Source organism: Dyadobacter sp. AC419 (genome assembly GCF_979253085.1).
Genome location: NZ_CEEDCD010000015.1, coordinates 133,162 through 147,698 on the forward strand (window position 1 = coordinate 133,162; position 14,537 = coordinate 147,698).

A 14,537-nucleotide genomic window follows, 5' to 3' on the forward strand; every position below is an offset into this window, starting at 1 on the left:
TCCGGTCTGCCCGTTACGCGGTAAATGTCAGCAGATAATAAGTGTTTGTGTTGAAAAACGGACAAGCGCCTGCAATGCCGTAGGGATAAAAATCTATACAGCGGTCTTTTGAGCCGTTTCTGTCTTTAAAATAAATGCCCTGATCCGAACCACCATTTGAAAAATCAATGATCCGAGCCCATGTTACACCCCAGTCAGTGGGTTTGATATACATCTGAATGGTGTAATTATTGGTAATGGCGCCTTCAGTGTTGGGATACATTAATCCCCAATTCAGGCTGTTTTCATAAACATTCCGCCGAACACCACAAGGCAGGACATCGGCCACGAAACTGCCGTCTGAGGCCGGAGCAGGACATTGTCCCAAAGCTTTTACCGGCTGAAGAGCAGGTCCGCATTCTGGCTCGGAAACTTCCAGTGTTTTGTAAAAGCGGTAAGTATGTTTAACAGCCTGACCAAAAACAGCAGGCAATTGATATAATGTGCAAAAAAAGAGGAGTAGTAATCTTATTTTCATAGTCAGCCGAGGCCGGAAAATACAGGAACAAACTAAAATTACGTCAAATCCGGTTAACTAGATGTTAAATCCCGTTTTTTTAAAGACTTATCCCCTTATAAAAACAAACGAGGTCCCTATTCGAAACCTCGTTTGCTGCTTGGATAAAAGGAAAGTCACAGGTTAACGGCCTTTTTCACACCATCTTTAATCATCAGATTTTTGCGGGAATTCAGGTCATCGCGAAGCAATTTCCGGAACGGCTCAACTGTTTTCACCGCTGCAACCCGGCCATTTGCAAGCGCCGGAACACCCATTACTTGCAATGCCTTTGCGAGAAGCGTTTCATTTTCGTCACCAAACGGGCTGTAAGGGACTTTCGAATCTTCAACGATGTAATCCGGAGTCATTCCATCAACCGTTCCGTAATCCGATTCGTCATTCGCATTGGCTGTCTGTCCAAGCATTACATATGCACCCCATTTCCATCTTTCCTGATCGTCGCTGATCAAGGAACCGAAAAGGTTTTTGCCTGCCGTGTTTTCTCCAATGGTGATAACATTCATGTAAGGCTTCAATCCGTTGATTACTAATTCACTAGCAGATGCTGTTCCGTTGGAAGTGAGTACAAAAACTCTGTTCAGATTGCTGCCAATGTTGTTGGGTTCAGCCTGGAAAGTGTAGTTAAGGGCATTCGCACCATTCTGTTTTTGCCAGTAAGCAATGTATTTATCGTTCCATTGCTCTTTGTAAAAAATCTTGGAAGCCGTCACATTCTTGCCGATCAGCGAAGCCAATGTGTTTGCCGAACTGATGTATCCGCCTGAGTTAAGTCGCAGATCCAGAACGAGTTCGTTTACACCTTTTGCCTTGAAATCAGCAAAGACCTGGCGCAGTTCATTGTCATATTTGTCCGCGTCAGCCGCACTTCCCGGCACAAATTGCGTGTAGACCAGATAACCGATCGTTTTGCCAGCCGCAGGTTTGGAAATTACCGTTGAAAACGCCACCGGATCCTCGCTCACCTCTGCTTTTGTAATTGAATAAGTGGTGTTTGTCGCCACAATTTTACTGTCTTGCACGGCGCCCAGCGTCACATTTACGGTTTCGCTGCCGCTCAAAAGCGACACATAATTGGCTTGTGTCAGCTGAGTCCCATTCACTTTCAGGATAATGTCGCCTCTTTTCAAACCCGCCGTCGCAGCCGGGCTTCCTTTTACGACATAATTCAAAAATGCAGCAATGTTCGACTTGCCGTCGTCAATGTAAGAAAGCGAATAACTGATCCCGAAAATTTTGCTTACGCCATTGAATTCGTTTTGCAAAGCATCGATATCATCCGTCACAGCCGAAAAACGATCGACAGTTTGGCGTTGATAAACCAGTTTTTCGAAATAATCGTAAGGACTTAAAGTGGCATCCAGGCTAGCCTCGGCAGGAAGATTTTTATACCAAAAATATGCATCGTCCATGACCTCATACAGCCACGCATTGACTGCTTTCCGATCCGCCACAGAGGTTGTATCGGCAGCCGTAAGGACGTCAGGCTGAACGTCTTTATCCTTACAACCGACAACCGTCACCGCAAACGCAAGTGCAATTAGAAGGTTTAATTTTTTAATAATTAACATATTAGCAGGTTGTTGAAAATTCAAGTTCTTTCAACGAACTACACTGTTAATACGTATGTCACTGGTTTTTTGTGGCGTTAGGATTGGCTTTGAATGGGGAAAATCAGTGCAATTTAATTGAGATTTAATAAGTGTGAATTTTGTTTAAATTTACAGCAAGTGAAAAAACGTGACTATGGACATTAAGCAAATAGTAACAATCGATAATGACATTCTGAACGGCCAGCCCGTTTTTAGCGGAACGCGTGTGCCGATTGAGTCATTGTTTGGTCATTTGGAAGCTGGTGTCTCGCTGGATGAATTTCTGGACGATTTTCCGACGGTTACCAAGGATCAGGCGATTGGTCTTTTGGAAATCGCAAGTAAAATAACTTCTTCAAAGAACATAGCAGCACTTTATGAAGCTGCTGCTTGACGAAAACTTACCAAAGAGACTAACAAAATTATCGCCACAAGTCCACGCTTATCTCAAAAAATCAAGACTGCCGCTTGGGCCGGTGGCGATAATGTAAGTTGCTGTTTTCTCAAATTCCTGTCAATCCTTTGAAAAACTTCCGGGCGATCATTGCGTACTCTAATGGGTTCGCTTTTGCTGGGTCTTGTTCGGCTTCGAGGACGATCCAGCCGATGTAATCGCTTTCTTTGATGATGGCGAAAAGGGATGGGAAATCGATGCAGCCTTCGGAGTCGCCGGGGACGGTGAAAACGCCGCTTTTTACTGCGGTTAAGAAGCTCAGTTTTTCGTCGTGAACGCGTTGCAGCACATTCGGGCGGACGTCTTTTAAGTGAATGTGCGCTGTGCGGCCAATGTATTTTTGAAGCGCCGCCGTCGGATCTTCGCCTGCAAAATGGAAATGTCCGCAGTCATAGTTCAGGAAGACGTTTTCGGGATCAGTTTCATTTAATAAGCGATCCGTTTCTTCAATAGTCTGAATACAGGTTCCCATATGGTGATGAAAAGCCAGCTTCATGCCGCGGTCACGGGCGATTTTGCCAAGTTCGTTCAAACCGAATGTGAAGCTGTTCCATTCTTCTTTGGTTTTCAACATGCCTTTTCCTTCAAAAACCGGCACATTCATCTGGCCCTGACAGCTGTTTCCAGTTTCGCCGCCACCGATCACCTTTGCGCCCATGGTGTCAAGAAAATCAAGTAATGTTGTGAAGTTCTCGCGGTTTTCGGCGAATGTTTTGGTCGTAAGTTCGTAGCTATTCCACTGATTGCAAATCTGCAATCCCCTCAATTCCAATGCCTTTTTCAAAACATTCGTATCGCGCGGAAACTTGTTGCCGACTTCGCAACCCGTAAAGCCAGCCAAGGCCATTTCACTTATGCATTGCTCAAATGTATTTTCACCGCCCAGTTCGGGCATATCGTCGTTGGTCCAGTTGATGGGCGCAACGCCTAGTTTAATGTTCTCGAAATTCATGACTTAAAGGAAAATGCGCTGTTCTTTTTTGTTTGTTTTATACGTTTCAAATGCCTTTTGCACGCTCGGCGAAGTCGAAACTTCCGCAATAGGCACTTCCCACCAGGCATGATAACCTTTCACGGTGCGGTAAAGGCTGGTTTCAATGTAAATAACCGTTGTCCTGTCCGCTGTTTTGGATTGAGCCAAAGCATTTTCCAAAGATGTGCGATCCGTCGCGCGGATGACATTAGCACCTAAACTTTCTGCATTTTTAGCCAAATCCACAGGAAGGAAATCGCCGGAAAGCTGTCCTGAATTTTCATCCCGATATTTATACATGGTGCCAAAGCGTTCACTGCCAATGCTTTCGGAAAGCCCGCCAATGCTGGCATAGCCATTATTATTTAATAACAAAATCGTGAATTTAATGCCTTCCTGGATTGCAGTAACGATCTCATGGTTGTTCATCAGATAACCGCCATCGCCACAGATTACATAAATTTCCCGCGTCGGATCGGCCATTTTAGCGCCCATTCCAGCAGCAATTTCGTAGCCCATGCAGGAGAAGCCATATTCCAGATGGAAGTTTTTCGGGTCCGTCGCACGCCATAACTTATGCAAATCGCCCGGCGCACTCCCAGACGCATTGATCATCACATCACGGTCGTCCATAAAGCTGTTCAATGTCCCGATCACAACGGCCTGATCAATAGGAGAAACTGTGCTGTTTCCTTCCGCATAAATCTGGGTAACTTCATTGTCCCATGCTTTATTGATGTCAGCGATGTGCTGGCGGTAATTTGAATCGACTTCATAATCGCCTAATAAGCCCGATAACTCTTCCAAAACAGCCTTCGCATCCCCGATAACCGGCAGCGCAGCGTGCTTGAAAGCATCGAATTCGCTGATGTTAATGTTGATAAATTTAACAGCCGGATTCTTGAAAATTGACTTGGAAGCCGTCGTAAAATCGCTGTAACGCGTTCCGATGCCGATCACAATGTCTGCTTGATTGGCAATGTCAATGGCATATTTCGTTCCCGTTGCGCCAAGGCCGCCAATGCTGTAAGGCGCATCATAACGGACCGCGCCTTTTCCCGCGAATGTTTCGCCAACCGGAATGCCTGTTTTGCTCGCGAAATTTTCTAAAACCTGGCAAGCGTCACTGTAAATGGCGCCACCGCCCGCAACAATGACCGGATTTTTGGAAGATTTAATCCATTCTGCGGCTTTTTGTAATGTGGTCAAATCAGGTCGTGGTCGGCCGATATGCCATACTCTTTTTCTTGAAAAGCTCTTCAGGGAAGTCATAGGCATGTGTTTGCACATCCTGCGGCATGGATAATGTTACGGCGCCCATTTCGGCTTGCGAAGTGAGCACGCGCATTACTTCGGGAAGGGAATAAATGAGCTGTTCGGGACGGTTAATGCGGTCCCAGTATTTGGAAACGGGTTTGAAACAATCATTCACCGAAATATCCTGGGTCGAAGCGCTTTCCAATTGCTGCAAAACCGGGTTAGGTTCGCGGGTCGAGAAAATGTCGCCCGGCAAAAGCAAAACAGGCAGCCTATTAATGGTTGCTAATGCTGCACCCGTAATCATATTCGTGGCCCCGGGGCCTATGGAAGTCGTGCAAACGAATGCGCCGAGCCGGTTTTTTACTTTTGCATAAGCCACAGCCGTATGCACCATGGACTGTTCATTCCGACATTGATAGTAGCGAAAATCAGGGTTTTCCTGCAAAGCCTGGCCCAATCCGGCCACATTACCATGCCCGAAAATCCCGAAACAGCCGCCAAAATAGGGTTGTTCAACCCCGTCGCGCTCGATGAACTGGTTCTTTAAAAATGTGATCGTAGCCTGCGCTACGGTGAGTCTTCTGGTCATGTTGTTAATGATTTTGCTTGAAATATCAGGCGTTAACCAAGCTGAAATCGCCCGCTTTGTTAGTGCAACCGAACAAGTCGAATTTTTTCAGCATAAATTTTTTATATTCTTCCATAAAGATCTTCCCCGGCGTTGTAGGTGCAAATTCATCGGGCTTGTCGCGGAAAAATTCGCGGTTTACCATTGTCCATAGCAGCCGAGTGTCCGTCGCAATGTTGATCTTGCAAACACCGAGCGGAATGGCTTTTTTAATTTCGTCTTCCTGAACACCTTTTGCATCCGTTTTCAGGTTTCCGCCAGCTGCATTAATGCGTTCCACAACTTCCGGAATCACATTAGAACCGCCGTGCAGCACAAGTGGAAAGCCCGGAAGCCGCTCCTGGATCTCTTTCAGAATGTGAAACTGCAAACCTTGTCCACCCGAAAACTTGTAAGCGCCGTGGCTCGTTCCCACCGCAATGGCCAGACTGTCGCAATCCGTGGCTTTGACAAAATCCTCAACCTGCTGCGGATTGGTATAAAATGAATGCGCAGCATCCACGGTCAGGTCATCTTCAACACCAGCCAAAACGCCCAATTCAGCTTCCACGCTAATGTTTTCCGCATGAGCACGGCGAACGACTTCTTTGGTCCGGGCAACATTCTGATCAAAATCATCATGGCTCGCATCGATCATTACCGAGGTGTAACCGCCTTTTTTCAATGGCTTCAAAAATGTGTTCTTCAAAGCCGTGATCCATATGTATCGCGAAGGTTACATTAGGATCGATCCGCGCCGCCGCATTGATCATGGACAGGAGCATATCCGGGTGTGCATAATCCCTCGCAAAAGGCGTTGTCTGCACAATAAAGGGCGCATTTGCTTCCAGCGCCGCCGAAAAAAGACCATGAATTTCTTCCATGAAAAACACATTCACCGCCGGAATCGCATAGCGGCCATAGCATTTTTCAAAAAGTTGTTTCGTCGTTAAAAGCATTTTTTGGCTATCGGCTTTCGGCAATCAGCCGTCAGCATTTAGTTATTAAGAGAAATTCTTTTTTATTAATCCATTAATCATCGATGGCCGACAGCCGATCGCTGTAAGCTTACCAGAATACCGTGTACAATGCCGCAATCACTCCGCAGATCACAATGGAACCGACAACGAAACTTCTGCCCGGCTCAAACATGGTCCGGTCAATTTCCAGCCCTTTCGGATTGTGTTTGCTTTTGGGATCAGCCAATGTCATGACCACGATTACGGCGCAGAGAATCAGGAAAATGATCCCCATTCGATCCAGAAACGGAATTTCAGGAGCCAGAAACTTGCCGGCCGTAGAAAGCGGAATGGTTAGTATTGCAGCCGTAAGTGCCGCCGCGGAAGTGGTTCTTTTCCAGAACATTCCGAGAATAAAAATCGCAAAAACGCCGGGCGTAATGAAGCTGCTGTATTCCTGAATAAACTGGTAAGCCTGATCCAGCGCACGAAGCTGCGGCGCAATAACGACGCCGATCAGCATCGCAACATAAATGGTGTAACGGCCCGTTTTTACCAATTGCTTCTCGCTGGCATTCGGGTTAATGTATTGTTTGTAAATGTCGAGCGTAAAAATCGTAGAAATACTGTTCGCTTTTCCTGCAAGCGAGGCCACAATCGCCGCTGTTAATGCTGCAAAGGCCATTCCTTTTAGTCCGCCCGGAAGCAAATTTAGCAAAACAGGATACGCATGATCGGGTTTTACAACGCCAACTCCGTCCAGCATTTCCTTTTGAAACATGCCATTTTGGTATAAAACATAAGCGGCAATGCCCGGAATAACCACGATAATCGGAATGAGGAGTTTTAGTAACGCGGCGAAAAGAATTCCCTTACGCGCTGTTCTCAAATCCGCACCCAAACTCCTTTGTATAATGTATTGATTGCACCCAAAATACGCCAGGTTGTTAATCCACATGGCTCCAATGATGACCGAAAGTCCCGGCAGATCCTTGTAAAACGGGTTTTCTTTTGGCAAGATCATGTGGAAATGTGAATCCGCTTGTTCTTTGAGCAAACTCAATGCATTGAAAATTCCCGGGCGGTTGAAATGTGTTGAAACCAGATCCAAAGCTAGATAAGTGGTTGCTAACCCGCCCAGAACCAGCACGATAACCTGCACAACATCGGTATAGCCAATCACTTTCATGCCGCCAATGGTGATGACAACAGCAAAAAGACCCAAACCAATGATTCCCCAGGTAAAGTCCAGACCAGCCGTCACCTCCAATGCAAGCGCACCCAAATAAAGAATCGAAGTCAAATTCACAAAAACATAGAGCAACAGCCAGAAAACGGCCATAATCGTCGCCACCGTAGGATTATAACGCTCCCGCAGAAACTGCGGCATGGTGTAAATCTTGTTTTTGAGATAAACCGGCAGGATAAAAAGGGCGACCACGATCAGCGAAGCCGCGGCCATCCATTCGTAAGAAGAAATCGCCAAACCGATCGCAAAACCCGACCCCGACATCCCGATAAAGTGCTCAGCTGAGATGTTAGAAGCAATAATTGAAGCCCCAATCGCCCAGAATGTAAGCGAACCTTCGGCTAGAAAATAGTCCGTCGAACTGACTTCTTTCGAGCTCTTCTTTTGTAAATCCAATAACCATAAGCAGATACGCCTATCAAATAAATAAAGAAAACAATGTAATCCAGCGACTGCAAACCGGTATTGGACATTCGGGTAAAGGGTTAGGTAAAATTTGGCTTTCGATTTTATCTACGAATTAACTTAAACCGCCGCATACTGCAAAACCTCATCCATTCGCACGCTGCGGCCTTCCGTCAGCGATTTCATGGCTGCGATGCCGATGGCTGTGGCCATTAATCCGTCATGCGCGTCAACTGGCGATGGCTTGTCTTGTAACACGCAGTCGATGAACGATTTAAGGCATACGCGGTAAGCTGTTTCGTATCTTTCGAGGAAGAAATGCAGCGGCAGGGAAATGTGTCCGCCAGCAGAGTCGAAATGCACGAGCGTGTCCGAAGTGTTGTTTTCGGCCTTTGCCATGCCTTTTGAACCAAAGATTTCAAGGCGCTGATCGTAACCATAAACGGCTTTTCGGCTGTTGTCAATCACGCCAATTGCCCCATTTTCAAAGGTTAGCACGATAACGGCCGTGTCTATATCACCAAATTCCTTAATCTCCGGATGAATCAATGCGTCGCCTTTTACAAAAACTTCCTTCACCTCGCTGCCGACAATGTAACGCGCCATGTCAAAATCGTGAATGGACATGTCGAGGAAAATGCCGCCGGAGATTTTCAGATATTCCACTGGCGGAGGCGCCGGGTCACGGCTGGTAATGCGCAAGATATGCGGATCGCCGATTTTGTTGGCTTCCACCAGATTGCGAACATTGCTGAAATTGGCGTCAAAACGGCGGTTAAAGCCCAGCATCAGTTTCACATTGTTATCGCTAACCGCCTTTTCAGCAGCTTGAATGGCTTCCAATGTTACATCCAATGGTTTTTCACAGAAAACATGCTTGCCTTTTTCTGCCGCAGCAACCGTGTAAGGAACATGGAATGGAGTAGGGGAGCAAATGATAACGGCCTCAACATCAGGATGATTAATTACATCATAAGCATCGGTTGTAACTTCGGCAACGCCCAGACTGCGTGCAAATTCATGCGCCGCAGGAGAAACGTCAGACGCAATAATCACTTCCGCATCCGGCATATGGTGAACCAGGTTACTAAGGTGAATCTGCCCGATCCGACCAAGGCCAATCACCCCGGTCTTTAATTTTTTTGTCATTTTTCTGGTTGGTATAATTGTTAATGTTTACTTCGGCATTCGGCAGTCGGCTGTCAGTTTTTTTCGATGGCCGAAAGCTGATCGCCGAGAGCCGACCGCTTCCCTAAAATTTCCTGTTCCATTCTTTCAGCCAGCGCTCGATCACGACTTTTGTTTGCGTGAAGAATTCTACTGCGTGTTTGCCTTGTCCGTGCAGGTCGCCGTAGAAGCTTTCTTTCCAGCCTGAAAAGGGGAATTGGGCAACGGGAGCAGCTACGCCAATGTTGATTCCGATGTTTCCAGCCTCTGCTTCATGGCGGAATTTGCGGGCGTTGGAACCGCTGCTGGTGAATATGCAGGCCATATTTCCATATCTGCCCGCATTGATAAACCGGATCGCTTCGTCAATGGTGTTAATGTGCACCAAGCTCAAAACCGGCCCGAAAATCTCGGTTGTCGCAAGCTCACCGTCCAGTGGAATGTCTTCAATAATGGTTGGATTAATGAAGTTACCGTGCTCATAACCATTCACTTGCGCATTGCGACCGTCAACCAGAAGTCTTCCGCCTTCGCTTAATCCTTTGTCGATCAATGTTTGAACCCGCGATTTGCTTTCCGCCGTAATTACCGGCCCCATTTGCACGTCGCTATCCAGTCCGAAACCCGTCTTTCTGTTCTTGGCAGATTCAACCAGACTTTCCGTAATGTCCTTGTGATCACCGACTGTGATAATGGTCGAGGCAGCTAAGCAGCGCTGTCCCGCGCAACCGTAAACGCTGTCGATGACGATTTGCGAAGTCATTTCAATGTCGGCATCCGGCAGCACGATCACGGGGTTTTTAGCACCGCCTTGTGCCTGCACACGCTTTCCGTTTGCAGCGCCTTTGGAATACACATATTTCGCAACATTGGATGATCCTACGAAGCTAATTCCTTTAATAGCAGGATGTTCCAGAATGCCATCCACCACTTCGCGTGCTCCCTGAACGAGGTTAAGGACGCCTTTTGGCAAATCCAGCTGCTCCATCAATGCCACGATTTTGGTCATCGTCAAAGGCACTTTTTCAGACGGCTTAATGATGTAACTGTTCCCGCAAGCCAGGGCGTAAGGCAAAAACCAGAATGTTATCATTCCGGGAAAGTTAAATGGTGCAATGCAAGCACAAACACCAAGCGGCTGACGGATCATATATTCATCAATTCCTTTGGCAATGTCCTCGGAAAATTCGCCCTGCATCATAGCGGGCATTCCGCAAGCGTTTTCCACATTTTCGATCGCCCGCACCATTTCGGCTTTGGCTTCGATGAATGTTTTTCCGGATTCCAGCACGATCGTTTTTGCAATGTCGTCCAGGTTGTTTTCCAGCAGGGTTTTTAGTTTAAATAAATATTGAACGCGCTTTGAAACCGGCGTGCTTCTCCATTCCTGAAAACCCTTCAACGCCGCTTCCGCAGCATCTTCAACGTCTTTTGCATTGCCATAAGGCACCTGCGCAAGCACTTCCTGGCTGGCAGGATTCAGCACATTTTCGAAATGATCCGAATGGCTGTCAACCCACTGACCGTTGATATAATTCTGTAATTTTTCCATTTTGTATAAAAAGTATTTATTCAAATATTAAAACCAGCAGACTGTTAAAGCCCACCGTAACCCGCAACAAATGCATCCACTTCGGCACGGGTTGGCATAAAATTGGCGCAGCCTTCACGCGTGACAATGATAGCCCCGCAAGCATTGCCCATCCTGACACTTTGATACAGATCCCAGCCACTTAGCAACCCAAAAGAAAACCCAGCGCAAAATGCATCTCCGGCACCGAGCACATTCAGCACTTCAACAGGGAAACCGGGCACCTTAACCTCATCTTTCCCAGGCTGAAAAATAGAGGCGCCATCTTTCCCGCGCTTTACAACCAATGTTTCCACACCGGATAGCATGATTTCCTGGATCGAGTTTTCAATGTTGCCACGGATTTCAGGAGCCGAGATCTGCTGATGCTTGATGAGCAGCTGTTCTTTGTCTGTCAGGAATGTGGCCAGAATCTCTTCTTCCGTTCCAACCACAATGTTGAAACTCGGCAATGCGGCACGAATCGTCACGCCAAATGCTCTTGGATCAAACCATTGATCGGCGCGGAAATCAATGTCCAGCAAGCGCGTAACATTGTTCTTCTTAGCCAATTCCAAAGCGTAGAACATCGCAGTGCGGCTCGGATCTTTGCTGAATGCTGTTCCGGAAAATGCCGCAGCTTTAAAATCGCCGAACGGAATGGCGTCAACGTGATCGAGATTCAGATTAATGTCGGCGCAATTTTCACGATAATATACGAGTGGAAAACGGTCTGGCGGCTCGATGCCCAACACGACGGCTGAGCTTCTGGTGCCTTCAATTGTCGGAACCCAATCCGTAACAATGCCTTCTTCGGCAAGGAAATGTTTGATAAAATTCCCAACCTGATCATTGCCAATTCCCGTCAGAATCGCTGTTTCCAGACCAAGTCTGCGTGCGCCGGTGGCGATATTGAGCGGACAACCGCCCACGAACGCATTAAATGCCTCAATTTTTTCAAAAGGGCTGCCCACATTGGCCGAATACAAGTCAATAGACGAGCGGCCAAGGGTTAGTAAGTCATATTTTTTCATTGCGGAGATTTAATAAGGAAGAGCGCGACGTGCTTATTTTCCATTCATTTCAGCTGTCACGATCGGCAATCGTGGATCCGAGCCTTTCCAGGTTCCGTAAATCCAGTCGTGATCGGGGTCAGAAGTGTTGGCCAGCGATTGGTCGCTTCCGGCCAGGAAATTGAGATAATAAACGTTGTAGCCGTGGCCCGCTACAACCGGGTGATAACCTTTTGGCACAAGCACTGCCTCGTTATGATGCACACGGACGATTTCATCCAAAGATCTGTCCTGCGTATAAACTTGCTGGATCGCGTAACCCTGCGTTTTGTCGATTTTGTAAAAATAAATTTCTTCCAGATTCGCCTCGATCAGATTGCCGTTTTCATCTTCCGTACGGACATCATGCTTGTGTGCAGGGAATGAACTCCAATTGCCGGAAGGCGTATATACTTCCACGCAAACGATTTTATGACAGTCAAAACCGGGTTCTAATAAGCTGTTAATCTGACGGTTTGCATTGTCGCCGCCACGATATTCAATGGCAGCTTCCTCGGGGCGCTTCATGCGTGGCGGATGATCCTCATCAGATGCAACGTAGCAAATTGCAATGTCCGTTTGAGGTGACTGCGCAGTCAAAACATAATCCGTATTTCTTGACAGATACATCGCATGCCCGATTCCGCTGAATACATCTTTGCGTCCGTTTTTGGTTTCCCAGGTTTTTCCGGCCGCTTCCATCTTGAAGTTTCCGCCGAGCAAAACGAAGCAATACTCGTATTCGCCCGTGTTTCCTGAAATTTGTTCGTTTACATCCAGTATTTTAGCCTCGAAGTTGAGGTAAGTCCAACCGGCTTGATCGCTCGTAAGGGAATGATAGGTTTTTTGGTCAGGCGCAGGTTTAACTAGCAGGTCACTCATTGTGGTTATTCGTTACATTTGTACACAATGATAGCGTTGTATAAATTAAACACAAAATGTAAATATGTTTATATTGAATGCAAACGTTTGAAAAAATTTCAAAGATTTAATTGCCATAATTATAAAAATGAATTCCGCCCGACCCGTTACCATTAAAGACATTGCCCGCCGTTTCCGGTGCTCGCCATCCACCGTTTCCCGCGCGTTAAACGACCATCCGGCGATCAACGAAGACACCAGGAAAAACATCCAGGAATACGCAAGGGAGGTCGGTTACCAGCGAAATGAAGTGTCTCTCAGCTTATTAAATAAAAAAACTGCGTCGCTAGGAGTCGTCGTGCCGACAATCAGCAATTATTATGAAACGGCTGTGATTGACGGGCTTCATACCACATTGCAGCCAATGGGTTACACGCTTAACATTTGTGTGACCAATGAAAACTATGCCTTGGAAAAAGAATATTTATCCAAACTCCTTTCCAACCGTACGGAAGGGATTTTCTTGTCCGTTTCGCAGGAAACCTACAATTCAGGCTATTACGAACATTTGGAACACGTAATCCAGAGAAAAACCCCCCTCATCTTCATCGACCGGGAATATGAAGATTTCGAAACAAGCCGCGCAACGGTGGACGATTATCATGGTGCGTTTGCTGCAGTTGAGCATTTGATCAGCATTGGATACAAAAACATAGCACATCTTAAAGGCCCCAATGGGCTGACGGTCAGCGAACAGCGCTTCAAAGGTTATGCCGATTGCTTAAAACAACACGGCATGCCCGTTCTCGAAGAACTGATCATCAACACAAACTTCAATGTAGAAAGCGCCATCGTTCCTACCAAACGTCTGCTTGAAATGGAAACCCCGCCAGATGCCATTTTCGGCGTGAACGATCAAGTCGCAATCGGCGCCATGCGGGTTGTCAAGCAGAAAGGCCTCCGCATTCCGCAGGATGTCGGGCTTGTGGGTTTCGATAATTCTCCTATTTCGGCTTACACATTCCCATCCCTAACCACCGTAAACCGCCCAGGCCGCAAGATCGGCATGGAGGCGTCGCGGCTGTTTTTGAATCAAGTGAATGGCGCGGAAGATTTCAAGCATGAAAGCATTGTATTGCCTTCGGAGTTGATTATCAGGGAGAGCTCGCTGCGGATTTGAAATTTGGCACTGCTGTTTGAAATGTTTAAAAATATTTTGTGACCGATTTGAAAGTCTAACGTCTAATTCAACGACGCAAAGGATGCGTTGGATGAACGTGAGTTGTTTGTCCATCAAAAATTCTTAAATTGAATTATTAAATCATGGACCTCATGAAAGAATTAATCATTGGCAACGAAAATTATGTTGTCGTTCCCAAAAAAGAGTATCAAGCGCTGCAAAAAACGGCAGCGTTAAAGTGGAAACCCGAAAAAACATTTTCCATCGAGGAAGCTCGTGCACTAAGCAAGAAGCGAATTGATGAATGGGCTTCCGGGAAGTAGTCATTCGGCAGTCCGTTATTGATGATCTTGCTGACATTGCTTGGTTTATTGAATCCAAGGGAATGCCGCAGACAGCTAAGCAATTTGTAGATGAAACCTACGATTTTTTGGGAAGTCTCGTAAAATCGGATAGATCATTTGCGACGTGTCGGAAACCAGATCGAAAATTGATCGGCTACAAATGTGTTGTTTACAAAAAGAAATACACCATTGTCTTCATCGAAACAGATCAAGAGCTAATCATTTGCGAAATCATTCCTTCTAAACTCATTTATTGGTAAGTAAAGAAGCAAAAAGCAGCCGGGTCGCCCCAGCTGCTTTTTGTTTTT

Annotated in this window: 15 protein-coding genes and 1 pseudogene; 4 read left to right on the forward strand and 12 right to left on the reverse strand. The window is 46.5% G+C overall.

What is annotated here, in order from left to right:
* Nucleotides 1–13 precede the first annotated feature (13 nt).
* Both AC0IYG_RS07915 and AC0IYG_RS07920 read right to left on the reverse strand, forming a co-directional pair.
* On the reverse strand, nucleotides 14–517 hold the full coding sequence (locus AC0IYG_RS07915) for a hypothetical protein (RefSeq protein WP_471710555.1): 504 nt from the start codon (nucleotides 515–517) through the stop codon (nucleotides 14–16).
* A gap of 155 nt (nucleotides 518–672) precedes the next feature.
* The gene (locus AC0IYG_RS07920) at nucleotides 673–2,127 is read right to left on the reverse strand and encodes a S41 family peptidase (RefSeq protein WP_471710556.1); all 1,455 of its coding nucleotides are present in this window, start codon (nucleotides 2,125–2,127) and stop codon (nucleotides 673–675) included.
* A gap of 175 nt (nucleotides 2,128–2,302) precedes the next feature.
* On the opposite strand from AC0IYG_RS07920, the gene AC0IYG_RS07925 reads away from it, so the two are divergent.
* On the forward strand, nucleotides 2,303–2,542 hold the full coding sequence (locus AC0IYG_RS07925; RefSeq protein WP_471710557.1) for a DUF433 domain-containing protein: 240 nt from the start codon (nucleotides 2,303–2,305) through the stop codon (nucleotides 2,540–2,542).
* Nucleotides 2,543–2,651: 109 nt separating this feature from the next.
* Here the strand turns inward: AC0IYG_RS07925 and iolE are convergent, their stop codons facing one another.
* The 10 genes and pseudogenes from iolE to iolB all read right to left on the reverse strand — a co-directional run bounded on the left by iolE (nucleotide 2,652) and on the right by iolB (nucleotide 12,726).
* A complete protein-coding gene (gene iolE / locus AC0IYG_RS07930; protein ID WP_471710558.1) occupies nucleotides 2,652–3,554 on the reverse strand; it encodes a myo-inosose-2 dehydratase in 903 nt (300 codons plus the stop codon).
* A gap of 3 nt (nucleotides 3,555–3,557) precedes the next feature.
* Nucleotides 3,558–4,784, reverse strand: coding sequence for a thiamine pyrophosphate-dependent enzyme (locus AC0IYG_RS07935; protein WP_471710559.1), 1,227 nt, complete (start codon nucleotides 4,782–4,784; stop codon nucleotides 3,558–3,560).
* Between the two features lies 1 nt (nucleotide 4,785).
* Entirely contained in the window at nucleotides 4,786–5,424 is a 639-nt protein-coding gene (locus AC0IYG_RS07940) for a thiamine pyrophosphate-binding protein (RefSeq protein WP_471710560.1), read from the reverse strand.
* Between the two features lie 25 nt (nucleotides 5,425–5,449).
* On the reverse strand, nucleotides 5,450–6,136 hold the full coding sequence (locus AC0IYG_RS07945) for a class II fructose-bisphosphate aldolase (protein ID WP_471710561.1): 687 nt from the start codon (nucleotides 6,134–6,136) through the stop codon (nucleotides 5,450–5,452).
* Nucleotides 6,081–6,401 (reverse strand): class II fructose-bisphosphate aldolase, encoded by a 321-nt coding sequence (locus tag AC0IYG_RS07950; RefSeq protein ID WP_471710562.1) that lies wholly within the window; start codon nucleotides 6,399–6,401, stop codon nucleotides 6,081–6,083. The genes AC0IYG_RS07945 and AC0IYG_RS07950 overlap by 56 nt, the downstream gene beginning before the upstream one ends.
* A gap of 109 nt (nucleotides 6,402–6,510) precedes the next feature.
* Nucleotides 6,511–8,123 (reverse strand): annotated as a pseudogene (locus tag AC0IYG_RS07955) (sodium/sugar symporter).
* Nucleotides 8,124–8,175: 52 nt separating this feature from the next.
* Complete coding sequence (gene iolG / locus AC0IYG_RS07960) at nucleotides 8,176–9,204, reverse strand: inositol 2-dehydrogenase (RefSeq protein WP_471710563.1); 1,029 nt, start codon at nucleotides 9,202–9,204, stop codon at nucleotides 8,176–8,178.
* A gap of 103 nt (nucleotides 9,205–9,307) precedes the next feature.
* Nucleotides 9,308–10,774, reverse strand: coding sequence for a CoA-acylating methylmalonate-semialdehyde dehydrogenase (locus tag AC0IYG_RS07965; protein WP_471710564.1), 1,467 nt, complete (start codon nucleotides 10,772–10,774; stop codon nucleotides 9,308–9,310).
* Nucleotides 10,775–10,818: 44 nt separating this feature from the next.
* Complete coding sequence (iolC, locus tag AC0IYG_RS07970; RefSeq protein ID WP_471710565.1) at nucleotides 10,819–11,826, reverse strand: 5-dehydro-2-deoxygluconokinase; 1,008 nt, start codon at nucleotides 11,824–11,826, stop codon at nucleotides 10,819–10,821.
* A gap of 33 nt (nucleotides 11,827–11,859) precedes the next feature.
* Nucleotides 11,860–12,726: a 5-deoxy-glucuronate isomerase gene (gene iolB, locus AC0IYG_RS07975; RefSeq protein ID WP_471710566.1), complete on the reverse strand. Its 867-nt coding sequence runs from the start codon at nucleotides 12,724–12,726 to the stop codon at nucleotides 11,860–11,862.
* Nucleotides 12,727–12,853: 127 nt separating this feature from the next.
* On the opposite strand from iolB, the gene AC0IYG_RS07980 reads away from it, so the two are divergent.
* From AC0IYG_RS07980 to AC0IYG_RS07990, 3 genes are all read left to right on the forward strand, one after another.
* On the forward strand, nucleotides 12,854–13,885 hold the full coding sequence (locus tag AC0IYG_RS07980) for a LacI family DNA-binding transcriptional regulator (protein WP_471710567.1): 1,032 nt from the start codon (nucleotides 12,854–12,856) through the stop codon (nucleotides 13,883–13,885).
* A gap of 152 nt (nucleotides 13,886–14,037) precedes the next feature.
* A complete protein-coding gene (locus AC0IYG_RS07985; RefSeq protein WP_471710568.1) occupies nucleotides 14,038–14,208 on the forward strand; it encodes a hypothetical protein in 171 nt (56 codons plus the stop codon).
* Nucleotides 14,190–14,489, forward strand: coding sequence for a type II toxin-antitoxin system RelE/ParE family toxin (locus AC0IYG_RS07990; protein ID WP_471710569.1), 300 nt, complete (start codon nucleotides 14,190–14,192; stop codon nucleotides 14,487–14,489). The genes AC0IYG_RS07985 and AC0IYG_RS07990 overlap by 19 nt, the downstream gene beginning before the upstream one ends.
* The last annotated feature ends 48 nt before the right edge of the window (nucleotides 14,490–14,537 follow it).

Bases quoted from the DNA above. Each gene is read 5' to 3' on its own strand.
- AC0IYG_RS07925 (WP_471710557.1), top strand. From the start codon at position 2,303: ATGGACATTAAGCAAATAGTAACAATCGATAATGACATTCTGAACGGC.
- iolG (WP_471710563.1), bottom strand. From the start codon at position 9,204: ATGACAAAAAAATTAAAGACCGGGGTGATTGGCCTTGGTCGGATCGGG.
- AC0IYG_RS07915 (WP_471710555.1), bottom strand. From the start codon at position 517: ATGAAAATAAGATTACTACTCCTCTTTTTTTGCACATTATATCAATTG.
- AC0IYG_RS07990 (WP_471710569.1), top strand. From the start codon at position 14,190: ATGGGCTTCCGGGAAGTAGTCATTCGGCAGTCCGTTATTGATGATCTT.
- AC0IYG_RS07965 (WP_471710564.1), bottom strand. From the start codon at position 10,774: ATGGAAAAATTACAGAATTATATCAACGGTCAGTGGGTTGACAGCCAT.
- AC0IYG_RS07940 (WP_471710560.1), bottom strand. From the start codon at position 5,424: ATGACCAGAAGACTCACCGTAGCGCAGGCTACGATCACATTTTTAAAG.
- AC0IYG_RS07950 (WP_471710562.1), bottom strand. From the start codon at position 6,401: ATGCTTTTAACGACGAAACAACTTTTTGAAAAATGCTATGGCCGCTAT.
- AC0IYG_RS07920 (WP_471710556.1), bottom strand. From the start codon at position 2,127: ATGTTAATTATTAAAAAATTAAACCTTCTAATTGCACTTGCGTTTGCG.
- iolB (WP_471710566.1), bottom strand. From the start codon at position 12,726: ATGAGTGACCTGCTAGTTAAACCTGCGCCTGACCAAAAAACCTATCAT.
- iolE (WP_471710558.1), bottom strand. From the start codon at position 3,554: ATGAATTTCGAGAACATTAAACTAGGCGTTGCGCCCATCAACTGGACC.
- AC0IYG_RS07985 (WP_471710568.1), top strand. From the start codon at position 14,038: ATGAAAGAATTAATCATTGGCAACGAAAATTATGTTGTCGTTCCCAAA.
- iolC (WP_471710565.1), bottom strand. From the start codon at position 11,826: ATGAAAAAATATGACTTACTAACCCTTGGCCGCTCGTCTATTGACTTG.
- AC0IYG_RS07980 (WP_471710567.1), top strand. From the start codon at position 12,854: ATGAATTCCGCCCGACCCGTTACCATTAAAGACATTGCCCGCCGTTTC.